The organism is Pseudomonas sp. S11P7, from assembly GCF_023195435.1.
GTDB lineage: Bacteria > Pseudomonadota > Gammaproteobacteria > Pseudomonadales > Pseudomonadaceae > Aquipseudomonas > Aquipseudomonas fluorescens_G.
On sequence record NZ_JALPKS020000002.1, the window covers coordinates 6,261,497 to 6,282,060 of the forward strand.

The 20,564-nt window shown below is 55.1% G+C and carries 30 protein-coding genes; all 30 read left to right on the plus strand.

From position 1 onward, the window contains the following. Positions 1-51 precede the first annotated feature (51 nt). The 30 genes from rpoC to rpsK all read left to right on the plus strand — a co-directional run bounded on the left by rpoC (position 52) and on the right by rpsK (position 20,547). Positions 52-4,251, plus strand: a complete 4,200-nt coding sequence (rpoC, locus tag M0746_RS28635; protein WP_090286774.1) for a DNA-directed RNA polymerase subunit beta' — start codon at positions 52-54, stop codon at positions 4,249-4,251. Between the two features lie 216 nt (positions 4,252-4,467). Continuing rightward, entirely contained in the window at positions 4,468-4,839 is a 372-nt protein-coding gene (gene rpsL / locus M0746_RS28640) for a 30S ribosomal protein S12 (protein ID WP_003186084.1), read from the plus strand. Positions 4,840-4,946: 107 nt separating this feature from the next. Then, positions 4,947-5,420, plus strand: coding sequence for a 30S ribosomal protein S7 (gene rpsG / locus M0746_RS28645; protein WP_016772941.1), 474 nt, complete (start codon positions 4,947-4,949; stop codon positions 5,418-5,420). A 30-nt stretch (positions 5,421-5,450) separates the two neighbouring features. After that, a complete protein-coding gene (gene fusA, locus M0746_RS28650) occupies positions 5,451-7,556 on the plus strand; it encodes an elongation factor G (RefSeq protein ID WP_090286772.1) in 2,106 nt (701 codons plus the stop codon). A 31-nt stretch (positions 7,557-7,587) separates the two neighbouring features. Beyond that, positions 7,588-8,781 carry an elongation factor Tu gene (gene tuf / locus M0746_RS28655; RefSeq protein WP_024014521.1) on the plus strand — a complete coding sequence of 398 codons (1,194 nt, stop codon included), beginning with the start codon at positions 7,588-7,590 and terminating at the stop codon, positions 8,779-8,781. A gap of 155 nt (positions 8,782-8,936) precedes the next feature. Continuing rightward, a complete protein-coding gene (gene rpsJ, locus M0746_RS28660) occupies positions 8,937-9,248 on the plus strand; it encodes a 30S ribosomal protein S10 (protein WP_003186070.1) in 312 nt (103 codons plus the stop codon). Between the two features lie 80 nt (positions 9,249-9,328). Then, positions 9,329-9,964 carry a 50S ribosomal protein L3 gene (gene rplC, locus M0746_RS28665; protein ID WP_003228738.1) on the plus strand — a complete coding sequence of 212 codons (636 nt, stop codon included), beginning with the start codon at positions 9,329-9,331 and terminating at the stop codon, positions 9,962-9,964. Positions 9,965-9,976: 12 nt separating this feature from the next. Continuing rightward, the gene (rplD, locus tag M0746_RS28670) at positions 9,977-10,579 is read left to right on the plus strand and encodes a 50S ribosomal protein L4 (protein ID WP_003228735.1); all 603 of its coding nucleotides are present in this window, start codon (positions 9,977-9,979) and stop codon (positions 10,577-10,579) included. After that, complete coding sequence (gene rplW / locus M0746_RS28675) at positions 10,576-10,875, plus strand: 50S ribosomal protein L23 (protein WP_002555488.1); 300 nt, start codon at positions 10,576-10,578, stop codon at positions 10,873-10,875. The genes rplD and rplW overlap by 4 nt, the downstream gene beginning before the upstream one ends. Before the next feature lie 14 nt (positions 10,876-10,889). After that, positions 10,890-11,714 carry a 50S ribosomal protein L2 gene (rplB, locus tag M0746_RS28680; RefSeq protein ID WP_003228734.1) on the plus strand — a complete coding sequence of 275 codons (825 nt, stop codon included), beginning with the start codon at positions 10,890-10,892 and terminating at the stop codon, positions 11,712-11,714. A 16-nt stretch (positions 11,715-11,730) separates the two neighbouring features. Further along, a complete protein-coding gene (gene rpsS, locus M0746_RS28685; RefSeq protein ID WP_011336172.1) occupies positions 11,731-12,006 on the plus strand; it encodes a 30S ribosomal protein S19 in 276 nt (91 codons plus the stop codon). A gap of 11 nt (positions 12,007-12,017) precedes the next feature. Next, positions 12,018-12,350: a 50S ribosomal protein L22 gene (rplV, locus tag M0746_RS28690; protein ID WP_003103908.1), complete on the plus strand. Its 333-nt coding sequence runs from the start codon at positions 12,018-12,020 to the stop codon at positions 12,348-12,350. 13 nt (positions 12,351-12,363) lie between these two features. Beyond that, complete coding sequence (gene rpsC, locus M0746_RS28695; RefSeq protein WP_003176422.1) at positions 12,364-13,050, plus strand: 30S ribosomal protein S3; 687 nt, start codon at positions 12,364-12,366, stop codon at positions 13,048-13,050. 12 nt (positions 13,051-13,062) lie between these two features. After that, complete coding sequence (rplP, locus tag M0746_RS28700; RefSeq protein ID WP_003228729.1) at positions 13,063-13,476, plus strand: 50S ribosomal protein L16; 414 nt, start codon at positions 13,063-13,065, stop codon at positions 13,474-13,476. Further along, a complete protein-coding gene (gene rpmC / locus M0746_RS28705; RefSeq protein ID WP_002555481.1) occupies positions 13,476-13,667 on the plus strand; it encodes a 50S ribosomal protein L29 in 192 nt (63 codons plus the stop codon). The genes rplP and rpmC overlap by 1 nt, the downstream gene beginning before the upstream one ends. Before the next feature lie 2 nt (positions 13,668-13,669). Then, positions 13,670-13,936, plus strand: coding sequence for a 30S ribosomal protein S17 (gene rpsQ / locus M0746_RS28710; protein ID WP_003194644.1), 267 nt, complete (start codon positions 13,670-13,672; stop codon positions 13,934-13,936). Between the two features lie 23 nt (positions 13,937-13,959). Continuing rightward, complete coding sequence (gene rplN, locus M0746_RS28715) at positions 13,960-14,328, plus strand: 50S ribosomal protein L14 (protein ID WP_002555479.1); 369 nt, start codon at positions 13,960-13,962, stop codon at positions 14,326-14,328. Between the two features lie 11 nt (positions 14,329-14,339). Continuing rightward, on the plus strand, positions 14,340-14,654 hold the full coding sequence (rplX, locus tag M0746_RS28720; protein ID WP_003186046.1) for a 50S ribosomal protein L24: 315 nt from the start codon (positions 14,340-14,342) through the stop codon (positions 14,652-14,654). Between the two features lie 20 nt (positions 14,655-14,674). Beyond that, positions 14,675-15,214, plus strand: coding sequence for a 50S ribosomal protein L5 (gene rplE, locus M0746_RS28725; protein ID WP_003210069.1), 540 nt, complete (start codon positions 14,675-14,677; stop codon positions 15,212-15,214). Positions 15,215-15,227: 13 nt separating this feature from the next. Beyond that, entirely contained in the window at positions 15,228-15,533 is a 306-nt protein-coding gene (rpsN, locus tag M0746_RS28730) for a 30S ribosomal protein S14 (RefSeq protein WP_003228726.1), read from the plus strand. Between the two features lie 210 nt (positions 15,534-15,743). Next, positions 15,744-16,136 (plus strand): 30S ribosomal protein S8, encoded by a 393-nt coding sequence (gene rpsH / locus M0746_RS28735; RefSeq protein WP_016772944.1) that lies wholly within the window; start codon positions 15,744-15,746, stop codon positions 16,134-16,136. Positions 16,137-16,148: 12 nt separating this feature from the next. After that, positions 16,149-16,682, plus strand: a complete 534-nt coding sequence (gene rplF / locus M0746_RS28740; RefSeq protein ID WP_007966176.1) for a 50S ribosomal protein L6 — start codon at positions 16,149-16,151, stop codon at positions 16,680-16,682. Positions 16,683-16,692: 10 nt separating this feature from the next. Beyond that, positions 16,693-17,043, plus strand: a complete 351-nt coding sequence (gene rplR, locus M0746_RS28745) for a 50S ribosomal protein L18 (RefSeq protein WP_003186037.1) — start codon at positions 16,693-16,695, stop codon at positions 17,041-17,043. A gap of 3 nt (positions 17,044-17,046) precedes the next feature. Next, on the plus strand, positions 17,047-17,547 hold the full coding sequence (gene rpsE, locus M0746_RS28750; RefSeq protein WP_007955637.1) for a 30S ribosomal protein S5: 501 nt from the start codon (positions 17,047-17,049) through the stop codon (positions 17,545-17,547). 2 nt (positions 17,548-17,549) lie between these two features. After that, entirely contained in the window at positions 17,550-17,726 is a 177-nt protein-coding gene (gene rpmD / locus M0746_RS28755; protein ID WP_003176408.1) for a 50S ribosomal protein L30, read from the plus strand. Positions 17,727-17,729: 3 nt separating this feature from the next. Further along, positions 17,730-18,167: a 50S ribosomal protein L15 gene (gene rplO, locus M0746_RS28760; RefSeq protein WP_003228720.1), complete on the plus strand. Its 438-nt coding sequence runs from the start codon at positions 17,730-17,732 to the stop codon at positions 18,165-18,167. Continuing rightward, the gene (gene secY, locus M0746_RS28765; protein WP_090286770.1) at positions 18,168-19,496 is read left to right on the plus strand and encodes a preprotein translocase subunit SecY; all 1,329 of its coding nucleotides are present in this window, start codon (positions 18,168-18,170) and stop codon (positions 19,494-19,496) included. A gap of 27 nt (positions 19,497-19,523) precedes the next feature. Then, positions 19,524-19,640: a 50S ribosomal protein L36 gene (rpmJ, locus tag M0746_RS28770; protein WP_002555468.1), complete on the plus strand. Its 117-nt coding sequence runs from the start codon at positions 19,524-19,526 to the stop codon at positions 19,638-19,640. Positions 19,641-19,770: 130 nt separating this feature from the next. Further along, positions 19,771-20,127: a 30S ribosomal protein S13 gene (gene rpsM, locus M0746_RS28775; RefSeq protein ID WP_083353677.1), complete on the plus strand. Its 357-nt coding sequence runs from the start codon at positions 19,771-19,773 to the stop codon at positions 20,125-20,127. A 30-nt stretch (positions 20,128-20,157) separates the two neighbouring features. Then, positions 20,158-20,547 carry a 30S ribosomal protein S11 gene (gene rpsK, locus M0746_RS28780; RefSeq protein ID WP_002555466.1) on the plus strand — a complete coding sequence of 130 codons (390 nt, stop codon included), beginning with the start codon at positions 20,158-20,160 and terminating at the stop codon, positions 20,545-20,547. The last annotated feature ends 17 nt before the right edge of the window (positions 20,548-20,564 follow it).

Here is a 20,564-nt window from a genome sequence, read left to right on the forward strand (position 1 = left end):
TCGAGAGCGGGGCAGGATTGCCCGCTCTCTGCTCCGCCAGGAGGAAAGGCCTTGAAAGACCTACTGAATTTGCTGAAAAACCAGGGTCAAGTCGAAGAGTTCGACGCCATCCGTATCGGATTGGCATCGCCTGAGATGATCCGTTCGTGGTCGTTCGGTGAAGTTAAAAAGCCGGAAACCATCAACTACCGTACGTTCAAACCTGAGCGTGACGGCCTGTTCTGCGCCAAGATCTTTGGCCCGGTAAAGGATTACGAGTGCCTGTGCGGTAAGTACAAGCGCTTGAAGCACCGTGGTGTGATCTGCGAGAAGTGCGGCGTTGAAGTTGCACTGGCCAAAGTTCGTCGTGAGCGCATGGCGCACATCGAACTGGCTTCGCCGGTTGCCCACATCTGGTTCCTGAAATCGCTGCCGTCGCGTATCGGCTTGCTGATGGACATGACCCTGCGTGATATCGAACGCGTTCTCTACTTCGAGAGCTATGTCGTTATCGATCCAGGCATGACCACCCTTGAAAAAGGTCAGCTGCTGAACGACGAGCAGTACTTCGAAGCGCTGGAAGAGTTCGGTGACGACTTCGACGCCCGCATGGGTGCGGAAGCTGTCCGTGAACTGCTGCACGCTATCGACCTGGAACACGAGATTGGCCGTCTGCGTGAAGAAATTCCGCAAACCAACTCGGAAACCAAGATCAAGAAGCTGTCCAAGCGTCTGAAGTTGATGGAAGCCTTCCAGGGTTCCGGCAACCTGCCAGAGTGGATGGTGCTGACCGTTCTGCCGGTTCTGCCGCCAGATCTGCGTCCACTGGTCCCGCTCGATGGCGGTCGTTTCGCGACTTCCGACCTCAACGATCTGTATCGTCGAGTGATCAACCGTAACAACCGTTTGAAGCGCCTGCTGGATCTGTCCGCTCCGGACATCATCGTGCGCAACGAAAAGCGTATGTTGCAGGAAGCTGTCGATGCTCTGCTCGACAACGGTCGTCGTGGCCGCGCCATCACCGGTTCCAACAAGCGCCCTCTGAAATCCCTGGCTGACATGATCAAGGGTAAGCAGGGTCGTTTCCGTCAGAACTTGCTCGGTAAGCGTGTTGACTACTCCGGTCGTTCGGTAATTACCGTAGGCCCGACCCTGCGTCTGCACCAGTGCGGTCTGCCGAAGAAGATGGCTCTCGAGCTGTTCAAGCCGTTCATTTTCGGCAAGCTGGAAATGCGTGGTCTCGCGACCACCATCAAAGCGGCCAAGAAAATGGTCGAGCGCGAACTGCCAGAGGTTTGGGACGTTCTCGCTGAAGTGATTCGCGAACACCCGGTCCTGCTCAACCGTGCACCGACCCTTCACCGTCTGGGTATCCAGGCGTTTGAACCGGTTCTGATCGAAGGTAAGGCTATCCAGCTGCACCCTCTGGTCTGCGCCGCGTACAACGCCGACTTCGACGGCGACCAAATGGCCGTGCACGTACCGCTGACGCTGGAAGCCCAGCTCGAAGCGCGTGCGCTGATGATGTCGACCAACAACATTCTGTCGCCAGCCAACGGTGAGCCAATCATCGTTCCGTCGCAGGACGTTGTATTGGGTCTGTACTACATGACTCGTGAAGCGATCAACGCCAAAGGCGAAGGTCGTGTGTTCGCGGATCTGCAGGAAGTCGACCGTGTGTTCCGTGCCGGCGAAGCCGCACTGCACGCCAAGGTCAAGGTTCGTATCAACGAAACCGTCAACGACCGTGACGGCAACAGCGTGAGCGGTACCCGTATCGTCGACACCACTGTCGGCCGTGCGCTGCTGTTCCAGGTTGTGCCAAAAGGTCTGTCGTTCGACGTCGTCAACCTGCCGATGAAGAAAAAGGCGATCTCCAAACTGATCAACCAGTGCTACCGCGTGGTTGGTTTGAAAGAGACCGTTATCTTCGCTGACCAGTTGATGTATACCGGTTTCGCTTACTCGACCATTTCCGGCGTTTCCATCGGTGTTAACGACTTCGTTATCCCGGACGAGAAAGCCCGCATCATCGGTGCTGCCACCGACGAAGTGAAAGAGATCGAGAGCCAGTACGCCTCCGGCCTGGTAACCCAGGGCGAGAAGTACAACAAAGTGATCGACCTCTGGTCGAAAGCGAACGACGAAGTTTCCAAGGCAATGATGGCCAACCTCTCGAAAGAGAAGGTTATCGACCGTCACGGCGTTGAAGTCGATCAAGAGTCGTTCAACTCGATGTACATGATGGCTGACTCGGGTGCGCGGGGTTCCGCCGCACAGATTCGTCAGCTGGCCGGTATGCGTGGTCTGATGGCCAAGCCGGACGGTTCCATCATTGAAACGCCGATTACTGCGAACTTCCGTGAAGGTTTGAGCGTACTTCAGTACTTCATCTCGACTCACGGTGCTCGTAAAGGTCTGGCGGATACCGCGTTGAAAACTGCGAACTCCGGTTACCTGACTCGTCGTCTGGTAGACGTGGCGCAGGATCTGGTAGTAACCGAGATCGATTGCGGCACCGAGCACGGTCTGCTGATGACTCCGCACATTGAAGGCGGTGATGTTGTAGAGCCGTTGGGTGAGCGCGTATTGGGTCGTGTTATTGCTCGTGACGTATTCAAGCCAGGTACCGAGGACGTTATCGTTCCTGCCGGCACTCTGGTAGACGAGAAGTGGGTCGAGTTCATCGAGCTGAACAGCATCGACGAAGTGATCGTGCGTTCGCCGATCAGCTGCGAAACCCGCTATGGCATTTGCGCCAAGTGCTACGGCCGTGATCTGGCTCGTGGTCACCAGGTGAACATCGGTGAAGCGGTCGGCGTCATCGCTGCCCAGTCCATCGGTGAGCCGGGTACCCAGCTGACGATGCGTACGTTCCACATCGGTGGTGCGGCAAGCCGTACTTCCGCAGCCGACAGCGTTCAGGTGAAGAATGGCGGTACTGTCCGTCTGCACAACCTGAAGCACGTTGAGCGAGTGGATGGTCACCTGGTAGCTGTGTCCCGTTCCGGTGAGCTGGCAATCGCTGATGACTTCGGTCGTGAGCGCGAGCGTTACAAGCTGCCATACGGTGCCGTGATTTCGGTTAAAGAAGGTGACAAGGTCGACGCTGGCGCAATCGTGGCCAAGTGGGATCCGCACACTCACCCGATCGTTACCGAAATGAAAGGTACCGTGACCTACGTGGGCATGGAAGAAGGCATCACGATCAAGCGTCAGACTGACGAATTGACCGGTATGACCAACATTGAAGTACTCGACGCGAAAGATCGTCCAGCTGCCGGTAAGGAAATCCGTCCTGCAGTGAAGATGGTCGACGACAACGGCAAGGATCTGTTGCTGCCAGGCACTGACGTTATCGCTCAGTACTTCCTGCCAGCCAACGCTCTGGTCGGTGTGGCTGACGGCGCGAAGATTGCGATCGGTGATGTTATCGCTCGTATCCCGCAAGAAACTTCGAAGACTCGCGACATCACCGGTGGTCTGCCGCGTGTTGCCGACCTGTTCGAAGCCCGTCGTCCGAAAGAAGCGTCGATTCTGGCTGAAGTCAGCGGCACCATCGCGTTCGGTAAAGAGACCAAGGGCAAGCGCCGTCTGGTCATTACCCCGAACGACGGTAGCGATCCGTACGAAGAGCTGATTCCGAAGTGGCGTCACCTGAACGTGTTCGAAGGCGAACAGGTCAACCGCGGCGAAGTTATCTCCGACGGCCCGAGCGATCCACACGACATCCTGCGTCTGCTGGGTGTGAGTGCGCTGGCCAAGTACATCGTCAACGAGATCCAGGACGTTTACCGTCTGCAAGGCGTGAAGATCAACGACAAGCACATCGAGACGATCCTGCGTCAGATGCTGCGTAAAGTTGAGATCTCCGAGTCCGGCGACTCCAGCTTCATCAAGGGCGACCAGATGGAACTGACTCACGTTCTGGTAGAGAACGAGCGTCTGAGCACGGAAGACAAGTTTGTCTCCAAGTTCACTCGCGTTCTGCTGGGTATCACCAAGGCGTCGCTGTCCACCGAATCGTTCATCTCGGCGGCTTCCTTCCAGGAAACCACGCGCGTACTGACCGAAGCGGCAGTCACCGGCAAGCGCGATTACCTGCGCGGCCTGAAAGAAAACGTCGTCGTGGGTCGTCTGATCCCGGCGGGTACCGGTCTGGCTTATCACAGCGAGCGCAAGCGTCGCCGTGATGCAGACAAACCGTTGCGCGTAAGCGCCAGTGAAGTGGAAGCTGCACTGACCGAAGCACTGAACTCGAGCGGTAACTGAGTTCTGCGGTAATTGAGCGTAAGGCCCTGATCGCTCCGTTCGTCGAATCGAGACATTTAGTCGAGGTTCGATGGGTGGGGAGGTCGGGGCCTTGCCTTGACTGGGATCAAGATCCTCTTTAGACTCTTGATCCCCTAAATTTGGCGGGAATTCGTTCCTGCCATTTTGCTTTTCTTGCAAGACAATAGCGTCGCAAGACAACAGTGGAGCTAGTAGATGGCAACTATCAACCAGCTGGTACGTCAGCCGCGTAAGCGTATCGTCGAGAAATCCGACGTACCTGCGCTGCAGAACTGTCCGCAACGTCGTGGCGTGTGCACCCGTGTGTACACCACCACGCCGAAAAAACCTAACTCGGCACTGCGTAAAGTATGCCGTGTGCGCCTGACCAACGGTTTCGAGGTTTCCTCGTACATCGGTGGTGAAGGTCACAACCTGCAAGAGCACAGCGTGGTACTGATCCGCGGCGGTCGTGTAAAAGACTTGCCAGGTGTTCGTTACCACACCGTTCGCGGCTCCTTGGATACTTCCGGCGTTAAAGGCCGTAACCAGGGTCGTTCGAAGTACGGTACCAAGCGTCCGAAGTAATCGGCCGTTTTGCAGTTTTTCATTTTATTGAGTCGATAAGAGTAAGGTCGGGCACGCATCCTCTGGATCTGTCCCGAGCTAACCTGAAGACCGCTTGAGGGCTTATCATGCCAAGACGTCGCGTAGCAGCAAAGCGTGAGATTCTGGACGATCCGAAATACGGAAGCCAGATCCTCGCCAAATTCATGAACCACGTTATGGAAAGCGGCAAGAAAGCCGTTGCCGAGCGTATCGTTTATGGTGCCCTGGAAACCGTTGCGGCCCGTAAGGCTGGCACCGATCCCCTGGAACTCTTCGAAAAAGCACTCGACGCCATCGCTCCGCTGGTCGAAGTGAAGTCGCGCCGCGTTGGTGGTGCTACTTACCAGGTTCCGGTCGAGGTTCGTCCTTCCCGTCGTAACGCTCTGGCAATGCGCTGGTTGGTAGACTTTGCCCGTAAGCGTGGCGAGAAGTCTATGGCTCTGCGTTTGGCTGGCGAACTGCTGGATGCTGCTGAAGGTAAAGGTGCTGCTGTTAAGAAGCGTGAAGACGTGCACCGTATGGCTGAAGCCAACAAAGCTTTCTCGCACTACCGCTTCTAATTTTAGCTTCACTAATTTTGCGAGGGCTTTATGGCTCGTACTACTCCGATTAGCCGCTACCGTAACATCGGTATCGTCGCTCACGTGGATGCTGGTAAAACCACCACCACCGAGCGCGTACTGTTTTACACCGGCAAAAGTCACAAAATGGGCGAGGTGCATGATGGCGCCGCGACCACAGACTGGATGGTTCAGGAGCAGGAGCGTGGTATTACCATTACTTCTGCTGCCATTACCGCCTTCTGGAAAGGTTCCGAGAAGCAGTACCCGCACGAACACCGCTTCAACGTAATCGATACCCCGGGCCACGTAGACTTCACCATTGAAGTTGAGCGTTCCCTGCGCGTACTCGACGGCGCTGTCGTTGTATTCTGTGGTACCTCGGGTGTTGAGCCGCAGTCGGAAACCGTATGGCGTCAAGCCAACAAATACGGCGTTCCACGTCTTGTTTACGTAAACAAGATGGACCGTGCCGGCGCCAACTTCCTGCGCGTGATCGGTCAGATCAAGCAGCGTCTGGGTCACACTCCGGTGCCGATTCAGCTGGCTATCGGTTCCGAAGACAACTTCCAGGGTCAGATCGATCTGATCAACATGCAAGCTGTCTACTGGAACGACTCTGACAAGGGTATGGTCCCTGTTCGCAAGGACATCCCTGCGGAGCTGCAAGAGCTGGCTGAAGAGTGGCGCAACAACATGGTTGAAGCTGCCGCCGAAGCCAACGAAGAGCTGATGAACAAGTACCTGGAAGGCGAAGAGCTGTCGATCGAAGAGATCAAGGCTGCTTTGCGTCAGCGTACTATCGCCGGCGAAATCGTTCTGGCCGTTTGCGGTTCTTCGTTCAAGAACAAGGGCGTTCCCCTGGTTCTCGACGCCGTTATCGACTACCTGCCTGCTCCGACCGACATTCCTGCGATCAAGGGTTCCAACCCTGATAACGAGGAAGAGGAAATGGAGCGTCACGCAAGCGATGACGAGCCGTTTGCTGCTCTGGCGTTCAAGATTGCTACCGACCCATTCGTGGGTACTCTGACCTTCGTCCGCGTTTACTCGGGCGTGTTGAACTCCGGCGACGGCGTGATCAACTCGGTCAAAGGCAAGAAAGAGCGTGTGGGTCGTATGGTGCAAATGCACGCAAACGCCCGTGAAGAGATCAAGGAAGTACGCGCTGGCGACATCGCGGCCCTGATCGGCATGAAGGACGTCACCACTGGTGAAACCCTCTGCAACGCTGACAAGCCAATCATCCTGGTTCGCATGGACTTCCCGGAGCCGGTTATTTCGGTTGCCGTAGAGCCCAAGACCAAGGACGACCAGGAAAAAATGGGCATCGCTCTGGGCAAACTTGCTCAGGAAGACCCGTCTTTCCGCGTTAAAACTGATGAAGAGACTGGTCAGACGATCATCTCCGGCATGGGCGAGCTGCACCTGGACATCCTGGTTGACCGGATGCGCCGTGAGTTCAACGTCGAAGCCAACATCGGCAAGCCTCAGGTTTCGTATCGTGAGCGCATCACGAAGAACTGTGAAATCGAAGGCAAGTTCGTTCGTCAGTCCGGTGGTCGCGGCCAGTTCGGTCACTGCTGGATTCGTTTTGCTCCTGCTGACGAAGGTCAGGAAGGTCTGCAATTCGTGAACGAAGTTGTAGGTGGTGTGGTTCCTAAGGAATACATCCCGGCTATCCAGAAGGGTATCGAAGAGCAGATGAAGAACGGCGTTGTTGCCGGCTATCCGCTGATCGGCCTGAAGGCTACCGTGTTCGATGGTTCTTACCACGACGTCGACTCGAACGAGATGGCGTTTAAAGTGGCTGCCTCCATGGCGACCAAACAACTGGCCCAGAAGGGCGGTGGTGAGTTGCTCGAGCCGATCATGGCTGTAGAAGTTGTTACGCCTGAAGACTATATGGGTGATGTGATGGGCGACCTTAACCGTCGTCGCGGCATGATCCAGGGTATGGAAGACACAGTGTCCGGCAAGGTTATCCGTGCCGAGGTTCCACTGGGTGAGATGTTCGGTTATGCGACCGACGTTCGTTCCATGTCTCAGGGTCGCGCAAGCTACTCTATGGAATTCAAAAAATACGATACGGCTCCGTCGCACATCGTCGAATCCGTAACCAAAAAACAAGGCTGATTCAGCCCCTTTAGGCTAGGAGTTAATTGTCGTGGCTAAAGAAAAATTTGATCGTTCCCTACCGCACGTCAACGTTGGCACCATCGGTCACGTTGACCACGGTAAAACCACTCTGACCGCTGCTCTGACTCGCGTCTGCTCCGAAGTTTTCGGTTCGGCCGTCGTTGAATTCGACAAGATCGACAGCGCTCCAGAAGAAAAAGCTCGCGGTATCACCATCAACACCGCTCACGTTGAGTACAACTCGACTATTCGTCACTACGCTCACGTTGACTGCCCAGGTCACGCTGACTACGTGAAGAACATGATCACCGGTGCTGCCCAGATGGACGGCGCGATCCTGGTTTGCTCGGCCGCTGATGGTCCGATGCCGCAAACCCGTGAGCACATCCTGCTGTCCCGTCAGGTAGGCGTTCCGTACATCGTGGTTTTCCTGAACAAGGCTGACCTGGTAGACGACGCTGAGCTGCTGGAACTGGTTGAGATGGAAGTTCGTGACCTGCTGTCGACCTACGACTTCCCAGGTGACGACACTCCGATCATCATCGGTTCGGCTCGTATGGCGCTGGAAGGCAAAGACGACAACGAAATGGGCACTACTGCCGTTCGTAAACTGGTTGAAACTCTGGATACCTACATCCCAGAACCAGTTCGTATGATCGACAAGCCATTCCTGATGCCAATCGAAGACGTATTCTCGATTTCGGGTCGCGGTACTGTTGTGACTGGTCGTATCGAGCGCGGTATCGTTCGCGTTCAGGATGCACTGGAAATCGTTGGTCTGCGTGACACTACCACCACCACCTGCACCGGTGTTGAGATGTTCCGCAAGCTGCTCGACGAAGGTCGTGCTGGCGAGAACTGCGGTGTTCTGCTGCGTGGTACCAAGCGTGACGACGTTGAGCGTGGCCAGGTTCTGGTCAAGCCAGGTTCGGTCAAGCCGCACACCAAGTTCACCGCAGAAGTTTACGTTCTGAGCAAAGAAGAAGGCGGTCGTCACACTCCGTTCTTCAAAGGCTACCGTCCACAGTTCTACTTCCGTACTACTGACGTGACTGGTAACTGCGAGCTGCCAGAAGGCGTTGAAATGGTAATGCCAGGTGACAACATTCAGATGACTGTTACCCTGATCAAAACCATCGCGATGGAAGACGGTCTGCGTTTCGCTATCCGTGAAGGCGGTCGTACCGTCGGCGCCGGCGTCGTAGCCAAAATCATCGAGTAAGACTTTTTAAAGTCAGCTTGATGGATTGAAAAAGCCCCCGCTCAGCGGGGGCTTTTTTATTGGGTTGACACCTATCGGGGGCGTCTATAGAATTGCGCCTCCTTTTAACGGGCGTATTGCGCCCGGTGGGAATAGCAGCCGGAGTCTGAAATCCAATGCAAAATCAGCAAATCCGTATCAGGTTGAAGGCTTTTGACCATCGCCTGATCGACCAATCAACCCAGGAAATCGTGGAAACCGCGAAACGTACTGGTGCTCAAGTGCGTGGTCCAATTCCACTGCCTACCCGTAAAGAGCGGTTCACCGTTCTGGTTTCCCCGCACGTCAACAAAGACGCGCGCGACCAGTACGAGATCCGCACTCATAAGCGCGTTCTGGACATCGTCCAGCCAACGGATAAAACCGTTGATGCTCTTATGAAGCTTGATCTTGCGGCCGGTGTGGAAGTGCAGATCAGCCTCGGCTAAGACTCGGTCTTAGTCGTGTAACGCTCTGAAATGGGCGGCCATAGCGGGTGAAAGCCCCGTACACTCATGAGGTTTACAACATGACTATTGGTGTAGTCGGTCGTAAATGCGGTATGACCCGTATTTTCACCGAAGAAGGTGTCTCCATTCCGGTCACGGTCATTGAGATCGAGCCGAATCGCGTCACCCAGTTCAAAACTGAAGAGACCGATGGCTATCGTGCAGTGCAAGTCACTGTCGGCGAGCGTCGTGCTTCGCGTGTAACAGCAGCTCAGGCTGGCCACTTCGCTAAAGCGAACGTTGCCGCTGGTCGCACCACCATGGAATTCCGTCTTGAAGAAGGCGAGTACCAGGCAGGCGATCTGATCAACGCTGAAATCTTCGCCGCTGGTCAACTGGTTGATGTAACCGGTCAGTCCAAGGGTAAAGGCTTCCAGGGTACGATCAAGCGTTGGAATTTCCGCGGGCAAGATAACACCCACGGTAACTCCGTATCCCACCGCGTCCCAGGCTCTATCGGCCAGTGCCAGACTCCTGGTCGTGTATTCAAGGGCAAAAAAATGTCCGGTCATATGGGCGCTGAGCGCGTGACCGTGCAGTCCCTGGAAGTAGTGCGCGTGGACGCTGAACGCAATCTGTTGTTGGTCAAGGGTGCTGTTCCTGGCGCTACTGGCGGCAACCTGGTTGTACGTCCAGCAGCCAAGGCTCGCGGTTAAGGGGAAGCTGACATGCAATTAAATGTAAATGACGCTCAAGCGATCGAAGTTTCCGAACTGACATTTGGCGGCGAATTCAACGAGACGCTGGTTCACCAAGCAGTCGTGGCCTACATGGCCGGCGGCCGTCAAGGTAGCAAGCAGCAGAAGACCCGTTCCGACGTTCGTGGTGGTGGCAAGCGCCCATGGCGTCAGAAAGGTACTGGCCGTGCTCGTGCCGGTACTATCCGTAGCCCAATCTGGCGTGGCGGCGGTACCACTTTCGCAGCTCGTCCACAGGATCACTCCCAGAAGCTGAACAAGAAGATGTATCGCGCAGCAATGCGTTCCATCCTTGCTGAGCTGGTGCGTACTGATCGTCTGGTCGTGGTTCAGGATTTCGCTGTTGAAACTCCGAAAACCAAAGATCTGCTGGGCAAGCTGAACAACATGAGCCTGACCGATGTTCTCATCGTGTCGGACGCTGTTGATCAGAACCTGTACCTGGCTGCTCGCAACCTGCCGCACGTAGATGTACGTGATGTGCAAGGTTCCGATCCAGTTAGTCTGATCGCATACGACAAGGTGTTGATCACCGTGTCGGCCGTGAAGAAATTCGAGGAGCTGCTGGGATGAACCAGGAACGCGTATTTAAAGTTCTGCTTGGCCCGCACGTTTCCGAGAAGGCTACGGTTCTGGCAGACAAGAAAGGCCAGTTCGTTTTCAAGGTTGCTACTGACGCAACCAAGCTGGAAATCAAGAAGGCCGTCGAAAGCCTGTTCAGCGTGAAAGTAGAGCGCGTCACTACCCTGAATGTTCTGGGTAAGAGCAAGCGCACTGCTCGCGGTCTGGGCAAGCGTAATGACTGGAAGAAGGCAGTTATCTCCCTTCAGCCAGGCCAAGATCTCGATTTCAGCAGCAGTGCTGAGTAAGGAAGGGGTGCATCATGGCAATCGTTAAATGCAAACCGACTTCCCCTGGCCGCCGTTTTGTGGTCAAGGTGGTCAACCAGGAGCTGCATAAAGGCGCTCCTCACGCACCGCTGCTCGAGAAAAAATCGAAGACTGGTGGTCGTAACAACAATGGCCGTATTACCACTCGTCACATCGGTGGTGGTCATAAGCAGCATTACCGTATGGTCGATTTCCGTCGCAACGACAAAGATGGCATCGTCGCCACTGTCGAGCGTATCGAATACGATCCAAACCGTACTGCTCACATCGCACTGCTGTGCTACGCAGACGGCGAGCGCCGCTACATCATCGCCCCTAAAGGCGTGAGTGCTGGCGACCAGCTGATCGCAGGCGCTCTGGCTCCAATCAAGCCAGGCAACGCTCTGCAACTGCGCAACATTCCAGTCGGTTCTACCGTACACGGCATCGAATTGAAGCCAGGTAAAGGCGCACAGATCGCTCGTTCCGCTGGTGCTTCGGCTCAGCTGATCGCTCGTGAAGGTGTGTACGTTACCCTGCGTCTGCGTTCCGGTGAGATGCGTAAAGTCCTGGCTGAATGCCGTGCGACCCTGGGCGAAGTCTCGAACTCCGAGCACAGCCTGCGTTCGCTGGGTAAAGCTGGTGCCAAACGCTGGCGTGGCGTTCGCCCAACCGTTCGTGGTGTTGCCATGAACCCGGTTGACCACCCACATGGTGGTGGTGAAGGTCGTACCTCTGGTGGTCGTCATCCGGTATCGCCATGGGGCTTCCCGACTAAGGGCGCGAAGACTCGTGGTAATAAGCGTACCGACAAAATGATCGTCCGTCGTCGCAAGTAAATAGAGGGATACGACAGTGCCACGTTCTCTGAAAAAAGGTCCTTTTATTGATCTTCACCTACTGAAGAAGATCGAAGTGGCGGCGGAAAAGAACGATCGCAAACCAATTAAAACCTGGTCGCGTCGTTCCATGATCCTGCCACAAATGGTCGGTCTGACCATCGCAGTACACAACGGTCGTCAGCACGTCCCGGTTCTCGTTAACGAAGACATGGTCGGCCACAAACTGGGCGAGTTCGCCGGTACCCGCAACTATCGCGGGCACGTGGCTGACAAGAAAGCCAAGCGTTAAGGGGTAAGGAAATGGAAGTAGCCGCTAAGTTGTCGGGCGCTCGAATCTCCGCCCAGAAAGCCCGCTTGGTCGCCGACCAGATCCGCGGGAAGAAGGTGGGCGAAGCGCTCAACCTGTTGGCTTTCAGCAGTAAGAAAGCCGCCGAGATCATGAAAAAAGTGCTGGAGTCGGCCGTAGCCAACGCCGAGCATAACGAAGGCGCAGACGTTGATGACCTGAAGGTCAGCACCGTTTTCGTCAACGAAGGGCGTTCGCTGAAGCGCATCATGCCACGTGCCAAAGGCCGTGCTGATCGCATCGTCAAGCGGTCTTGCCATATCACTGTCAAGGTTGCTGACAAGTAACGGAGTCGAAGAGATGGGTCAGAAAGTACATCCCATTGGCATTCGCCTGGGAATCGTCAAGGAGCACACCTCCGTCTGGTACGCAGACGGTCGGACTTATGCGGACTACTTGTTCGCAGATCTGAAAGTGCGTGAGTATCTCCAAGACAAACTAAAAAGCGCGTCCGTAAGCCGTATCGATATCCATCGTCCGGCCCAAACTGCACGCATCACCATCCACACCGCTCGTCCAGGTATCGTTATCGGGAAGAAAGGTGAGGATGTTGAGAAGCTGCGTCAGGACCTGACCAAGCAAATGGGTGTGCCTGTGCACATCAATATCGAAGAGATCCGCAAGCCGGAGCTCGACGGTATGCTGGTTGCGCAGAGCGTAGCTCAGCAGCTGGAGCGTCGCGTAATGTTCCGTCGCGCTATGAAGCGCGCAGTACAGAACGCCATGCGCATTGGTGCCAAAGGCATCAAAATCCAAGTGAGCGGTCGTCTCGGCGGTGCTGAAATCGCACGTACTGAATGGTATCGCGAAGGTCGTGTGCCATTGCACACCCTGCGTGCCGACATCGACTATGCCAACTACGAAGCTCACACCACTTACGGTGTGATCGGTGTAAAGGTTTGGATCTTCAAAGGCGAAGTTATTGGTGGTCGCCAAGAAGAACTGAAACCACAAGCACCAGCGCCTCGTAAAAAAGCTGCTAAGTAAGGGGTACGCCAAATGTTGCAACCAAAGCGTACGAAGTTCCGCAAGCAGATGACCGGCCACAACCGTGGTCTGGCACTGCGCGGTAGCAAAGTCAGCTTCGGCGAGTTCGCGCTGAAGTCTGTTGCTCGTGGTCGTCTCACCGCTCGTCAGATCGAGTCAGCGCGTCGTGCTCTGACCCGTCACGTAAAACGTGGCGGCAAGATCTGGATCCGTGTATTCCCGGACAAGCCGATCTCCAAAAAACCTCTCGAGGTTCGTATGGGTAAAGGTAAGGGTAACGTGGAGTACTGGGTTGCCCAGATTCAGCCAGGCAAAGTCCTGTATGAAATCGAGGGTGTTTCTGAAGAGCTGGCGCGTGAGGCTTTCGCCCTGGCTGCTGCAAAGCTGCCGCTCGCCACCTCCTTTGTTAAACGGACGGTGATGTGATGAAAGCGAATGAACTTCGTGAAAAATCCGCACAGCAGCTGAACGAGCAACTGCTCGGCCTGCTGCGCGACCAGTTCAATCTGCGCATGCAGAAAGCAACTGGCCAGTTGGGGCAGTCTCATCTGCTCTCGCAAGTTAAGCGTGACATCGCTCGCGTGAAGACTGTGCTCAACCAGCAGGCAGGTAAGTGATCATGGCTGAAGCCGAAAAAACTGTCCGTACGCTGACTGGCCGTGTTGTCAGCGACAAGATGGACAAAACCATCACCGTTCTGATCGAGCGTCGCGTTAAGCACCCGATCTACGGTAAATACGTTAAGCGTTCGACTAAGCTGCACGCGCACGACGAAACCAATCAGTGCCACATCGGCGACAAAGTCACTATTCGTGAAACTCGTCCGATGGCCAAGACCAAATCTTGGGCGCTGGTTGATGTTCTCGAACGCGCTGTGGAAGTCTAAGGGCTAGGGGTCGGAGAAATTATATGATTCAGACTCAATCCATGCTCGATGTGGCCGATAACAGCGGCGCTCGCCGTGTTATGTGCATCAAGGTGCTGGGTGGCTCCCATCGTCGTTACGCTGGTATCGGTGACATCATCAAAGTTACCGTGAAGGAAGCAATTCCGCGCGGTAAAGTGAAAAAAGGCCAAGTGATGACTGCTGTTGTAGTCCGCACTCGTCACGGCGTACGTCGTGCTGATGGCTCCATTATCCGCTTTGATGGCAACGCTGCTGTTCTTCTGAACAACAAGCAAGAGCCGATCGGCACCCGTATCTTTGGGCCAGTGACCCGTGAACTTCGTACTGAGAAGTTCATGAAGATCGTCTCGCTCGCCCCAGAAGTGCTGTAAGGAGATCCGACATGCAAAAGATTCGTCGTGACGACGAGATCATCGTGATCGCCGGCAAAGACAAAGGTAAGCGCGGTAAGGTGCTGAAGGTTCTTGCTGACAACCGTCTGGTTGTTGGTGGTCTGAACCTGGTCAAGCGTCATACCAAGCCTAACCCGATGTCGGGCGTACAGGGCGGTATCGTCGAGAAAGAAGCGCCACTGCACGCTTCCAACGTCGCCATCTTCAACGGCGAAACCAACAAGGCTGACCGCGTTGGTTTCAAAGTAGAAGACGGTAAGAAAATTCGTGTCTTCAAGTCGACCCAAAAAGCGGTTGATGCTTGAACACTGCTAGGTAGAAGACCATGGCACGACTAAAAGAGATTTACCGGAAGGAAATCGCTCCGAAACTTAAGGAAGAACTTAAGCTTTCGAACGTGATGGAAGTTCCGCGCGTTACCAAAATCACCCTGAACATGGGTCTGGGCGAAGCGATCGGCGACAAAAAAGTCATCGAGCACGCTGTTGCTGACCTGGAAAAGATCACCGGCCAGAAAGTCGTTGTGACCTACGCTCGTAAATCCATCGCTGGCTTCAAAGTCCGCGAAGGATGGCCGATCGGCGTCAAAGTGACCCTGCGCCGTGAGCGTATGTACGAGTTCCTGGATCGTCTGCTGTCGATCTCCCTGCCTCGGGTTCGCGACTTCCGCGGCCTGAATGCCAAGTCCTTCGATGGTCGTGGTAACTACAGCATGGGTGTGAAAGAGCAGATCATCTTCCCGGAAATCGACTACGACAAGATCGATGCTCTCCGCGGTCTGGACATTACCCTGACCACCACTGCCAAGAACGATGATGAAGGCCGCGCTCTGCTGCGTGCTTTCAAATTCCCGTTCCGCAACTGATTGGAGTAGGAAAATGGCCAAGAAGAGCATGAAAAACCGTGAGCTGAAGCGTCAGCTCACCGTTGCCAAGTACGCCACCAAGCGTGCAGCGCTGAAAGCTATCATCGTCGATCTGAACGCAAGTCCAGAAGCGCGTTGGGAAGCTACCGTAGCTCTGCAGAAGCAGCCACGTGACGCAAGCGCTTCGCGCATGCGTAACCGTTGCCGCCTGACTGGTCGTCCGCACGGCGTTTACCGCAAGTTCGGCCTTGGCCGTAACAAGCTGCGTGAAGCTGCAATGCGTGGTGACGTTCCAGGTCTGGTTAAAGCCAGCTGGTAATAGTCGTCAAAGCTTCGATGGTCCGGTTTGCAAAAACCTGACCATCGGTGGCCTTGAATCTGAATCAAGCCCCTTTTGGGGCTTGATTCATTTCTGGGGTGTGTCTAGAATGACCGGCTCGCCTGAGCCCGTGTTTTTTCATGCCCGGAAGTTCTCGGCGACAAGTAGTAGCCGCAAGGCTAATTTTTCTGTATTAGGAGCGTCTAGCCCATGAGTATGCAGGACCCGTTAGCGGACATGCTAACTCGAATCCGTAATGCCCAGATGGCTGAAAAGTCTGTCGTAAGCATGCCGTCTTCCACGTTGAAGGCTGCTGTAGCAAAAGTCCTGAAGGACGAAGGTTACATCGCGGATTTTCAGATCACCACTGACGCCAAGCCGTCGTTGTCCATCTCGCTGAAGTACTTCGAAGGCCGTCCGGTTATCGAAGAAGTGAAGCGCGTTAGTCGTCCAGGCCTGCGTCAGTACAAGTCCGTTGAAGATCTGCCGAAAGTTCGTGGCGGTCTTGGCGTGTCTATCGTCTCCACCAACAAAGGTGTGATGACGGATCGTGCTGCGCGCGCTGCCGGTGTCGGCGGCGAAGTTCTTTGCACTGTGTTCTAAGGGGGGATAAGCATGTCTCGCGTCGCTAAGAACCCCGTTAAGCTGCCAGCCGGTGTCGAAGTCAAATTCGCAGGCCAACAGCTTTCGGTGAAGGGTGCCAAGGGTACTCTTGAACTGAACATCCATTCGTCCGTTGAGATCGTTGAAGAAGCTGGTGAGCTGCGTTTCGCTGCTCGCAATGGCGATCAACAAACTCGCGCAATGGCCGGTACCACGCGTGCGTTGGTAAACAACATGGTCCAGGGCGTAAGCCAAGGCTTCGAGCGCAAGCTCCAGCTGGTCGGTGTTGGTTACAAGGCGCAAGCAAAAGGTCAGGTTCTGAACCTGGCTCTTGGCTTCTCGCACCCAGTGGATTACGAACTGCCGCAAGGCATCACCGCTGAGACTCCTAGCCAGACCGATATCCTGATCAAGGGCATCGACAAGCAGCTGGTAGGTCAAGTGGCCGCTGAGATCCGCGACTTCCGTCCACCAGAGCCGTACAAAGGCAAAGGTGTGCGCTACGCGGACGAAGTCGTCCGTCGTAAAGAAGCCAAGAAGAAGTAGGGCATAGCAAATGACCGACAAAAAAGTTACTCGACTGCGTCGCGCTCGCAAAGCACGCCTGAAAATGCACGAACTCGAAGTCGTGCGTCTCTGCGTGTTCCGCTCGTCGCAGCACATCTACGCCCAGGTCATCTCGGCCGACGGCAACAAAGTCCTGGCAAGTGCCTCGACTTTGGATAAAGAACTGCGTGATGGTGCCACTGGCAACATCGACGCGGCCACAAAGGTTGGCCAGCTGGTCGCTACGCGTGCTAAGGCCGCTGGCGTATCGCAAGTGGCTTTCGACCGCTCTGGCTTCAAGTACCACGGCCGCGTTAAAGCGCTGGCTGATGCTGCTCGTGAAGCTGGGCTGGAGTTCTAAGTTATGTCAAATAACGACCAAAAGCGCGACGAAGGCTACATCGAGAAGCTGGTTCAAGTTAACCGCGTAGCCAAAACCGTTAAAGGCGGCCGTATCTTCACTTTCACCGCGTTGACCGTGGTTGGTGATGGTAAAGGGCGTGTTGGCTTCGGCCGTGGCAAGTCGCGTGAAGTGCCTGCTGCGATCCAGAAGGCAATGGAAGCTGCTCGCCGCAACATGATTCAAGTTGACCTGAACGGCACCACTCTGCAGTACGCAATGAAGTCCGCTCACGGCGCTTCGAAGGTGTACATGCAGCCTGCTTCTGAAGGTACCGGTATCATCGCTGGCGGCGCTATGCGTGCTGTCCTCGAAGTTGCTGGCGTTCAGAACGTTCTGGCCAAGTGCTACGGCTCGACTAACCCGGTAAACGTGGTTCACGCCACTTTCAAGGGTCTGAAGGCTATGCAGTCTCCTGAGTCCATCGCTGCGAAGCGTGGCCTGCGTGTTGAGGAGATCAAGTAATCATGGCTACCGTTAAAGTTACGCTGATCAAAAGCATGACCGGCCGCATCCCTAACCACAAACTGTGCGTTAAGGGCCTGGGTCTGCGTCGCATCGGTCACACTGTAGAAGTCCAGGATACTCCCGAGAATCGCGGGATGATCAACAAGGCTTACTACATGCTGCGTGTCGAGGGTTAATCGATGAAACTCAATGATCTGAGTCCAGCGCCGGGTTCCCGTCGCGAAAAGCATCGTCCGGGCCGTGGTATCGGTAGTGGTTTGGGCAAGACTGGTGGCCGTGGTCACAAAGGTCAAACCTCCCGCTCCGGTGGCACCATCGCTCCAGGCTTTGAAGGCGGTCAACAGCCGCTGCATCGTCGCCTGCCTAAGTTCGGTTTCGTTTCCCTGAAAGCCATGGATCGCGCAGAAGTGCGTCTGTCCGAGCTGGCCAAAGTGGAAGGCGACATCGTTACTGTGCAGTCCCTGAAAGATGCCAACGTGATCAACGTCAACGTACAGCGTGTGAAAATCATGCTGTCCGGTGAAGTGACTCGCGCTGTCACTATCGGCAAGGGAATCGGCGCCACCAAAGGTGCGCGTGCGGCTATCGAAGCAGCTGGCGGCAAGTTCGAGGAATAAATGGCTAAGCAAGGTGCTCTCTCTGCGCTCGGCAAAGGCGGTATGTCTGAACTCTGGGCTCGTCTGCGTTTTCTGTTCCTGGCGATTATCGTCTACCGAATAGGCGCACACATCCCGGTTCCAGGTATCAACCCGGACCGACTCGCAGACCTGTTTCGACAGAATGAGGGGACCATTCTTAGCTTGTTCAACATGTTCTCCGGCGGTGCGCTGGAACGGATGAGCATCTTTGCACTGGGGATCATGCCGTATATTTCGGCATCGATCATCATGCAGTTGATGACCGCCGTCAGCCCACAGCTGGAGCAGTTGAAGAAGGAAGGTGAAGCTGGCCGTCGCAAGATCAGCCAGTACACCCGCTACCTCACCGTCGCTCTCGCTCTCGTTCAGGCCATTGGCATGTCCATTGGTCTGGCGGGGCAGGGCGTGGCGTTCACTGGTGACTTGGGCTTCCATTTCGTCGCGGTAACCACATTTGTGGCTGGTGCGATGTTCATGATGTGGCTGGGTGAGCAGATTACTGAGCGTGGTGTTGGCAACGGTATCTCGATGTTGATTTTTTCGGGTATCGTCGCCGGTCTTCCGAGAGCAATCGGGCAGTCTTTCGAGTCTGCGCGTCAGGGTGATATCAACATCTTCGCCCTGGTTGCCATCGGTTTGCTGGCAGTAGCGATTATCGGTTTCGTGGTGTTCATTGAGCGTGGTCAGCGGCGTATTGCCGTTCACTACGCCAAGCGTCAGCAGGGCCGCAAGGTTTTTGCTGCGCAGACCAGCCACTTGCCGCTGAAGGTGAACATGGCCGGTGTTATTCCGGCTATTTTCGCGAGCAGCATTTTGCTGTTCCCGGCTTCGCTGGGTGCCTGGTTCGGTCAGTCTGAAGGTATGGGCTGGCTGCAGGACATCTCGCAGTCGATCGCTCCTGGTCAGCCGTTGAATATTCTGCTGTTTAGTGCAGGGATTATTTTCTTCTGCTTCTTCTATACGGCGTTGATGTTCAATCCGAAAGACGTAGCGGAAAACCTGAAGAAGTCCGGTGCCTTTATTCCGGGCATTCGTCCAGGTGAGCAGTCTGCGCGCTACATTGATGGCGTTCTGACTCGTTTGACCCTGTTCGGTGCTCTTTACATGACGGCCGTGTGTCTGTTGCCCCAGTTCCTGGTGGTTGCGGCAAACGTACCGTTCTACCTTGGCGGGACCTCGTTGCTGATCGTGGTCGTGGTTGTGATGGACTTCATGTCCCAAGTACAATCGCACCTCGTTTCGCACCAGTACGAATCCCTGATGAAGAAAGCCAACCTGAAGGGTTACGGCAGCGGCATGTTGCGCTGAGTACCCATAAGGTTCGAGGAGTTGGTGATGAAAGTTCGTGCATCGGTGAAAAAGCTGTGCCGTAACTGCAAGATTATTCGCCGCGAAGGTGTTGTTCGAGTAATTTGCAGCGCGGAACCGCGTCACAAACAGCGCCAAGGCTGAGTGTGATTGTGCTTCAAGCCCGGTAGCTAGTGCGCTACCGGGTTGATTATTTGTTATTACAGCGATATTATCTCGCGCCCTATTTCTTGGCTTCCGGGGCGTAGGTAGCTGTCAATTGGAGTCCCACTGAATGGCCCGTATTGCAGGCGTTAACATTCCAGATAACAAGCATACTGTTATCTCGCTGACCTACATCTATGGTGTTGGTCGCACTACTGCGCAGAAGATCTGTGCAGTGACTGGGGTAAGCCCAGCAGCAAAGATCAAAGATCTGAGCGACGAGCAAATTGAACAGCTGCGTGGCGAAGTGGCGAAGTTCACCACTGAAGGTGACCTGCGTCGCGAAATCAACATGAAAATCAAGCGCTTGATGGACCTCGGTTGCTATCGCGGTCTGCGTCATCGTCGTGGTCTGCCAGTACGCGGTCAGCGTACCAAGACCAACGCGCGTACCCGTAAAGGTCCGCGTAAGCCGATCCGCAAGTAATCGCCCCAGCGAATCGACAGGAATTTAATCATGGCAAAACCTGCTGCTCGTCCTCGTAAAAAAGTTAAAAAGACAGTGGTTGATGGCATCGCCCACATCCATGCATCTTTTAACAACACCATCGTGACCATTACCGACCGTCAAGGTAACGCTCTTTCCTGGGCTACCTCCGGTGGTTCGGGTTTCCGCGGTTCCCGCAAGTCCACCCCGTTCGCTGCTCAAGTAGCTGCAGAACGTGCTGGTCAAGCTGCGCTGGAATACGGCCTGAAAAACCTCGACGTCAACGTCAAGGGTCCAGGTCCAGGTCGTGAATCCGCAGTCCGCGCTTTGAACGGCTGTGGCTACAAGATCGCCAGCATCACCGACGTGACGCCAATCCCGCACAACGGGTGCCGTCCGCCGAAGAAGCGCCGCGTGTAATCCAGGAGATTGTAAAG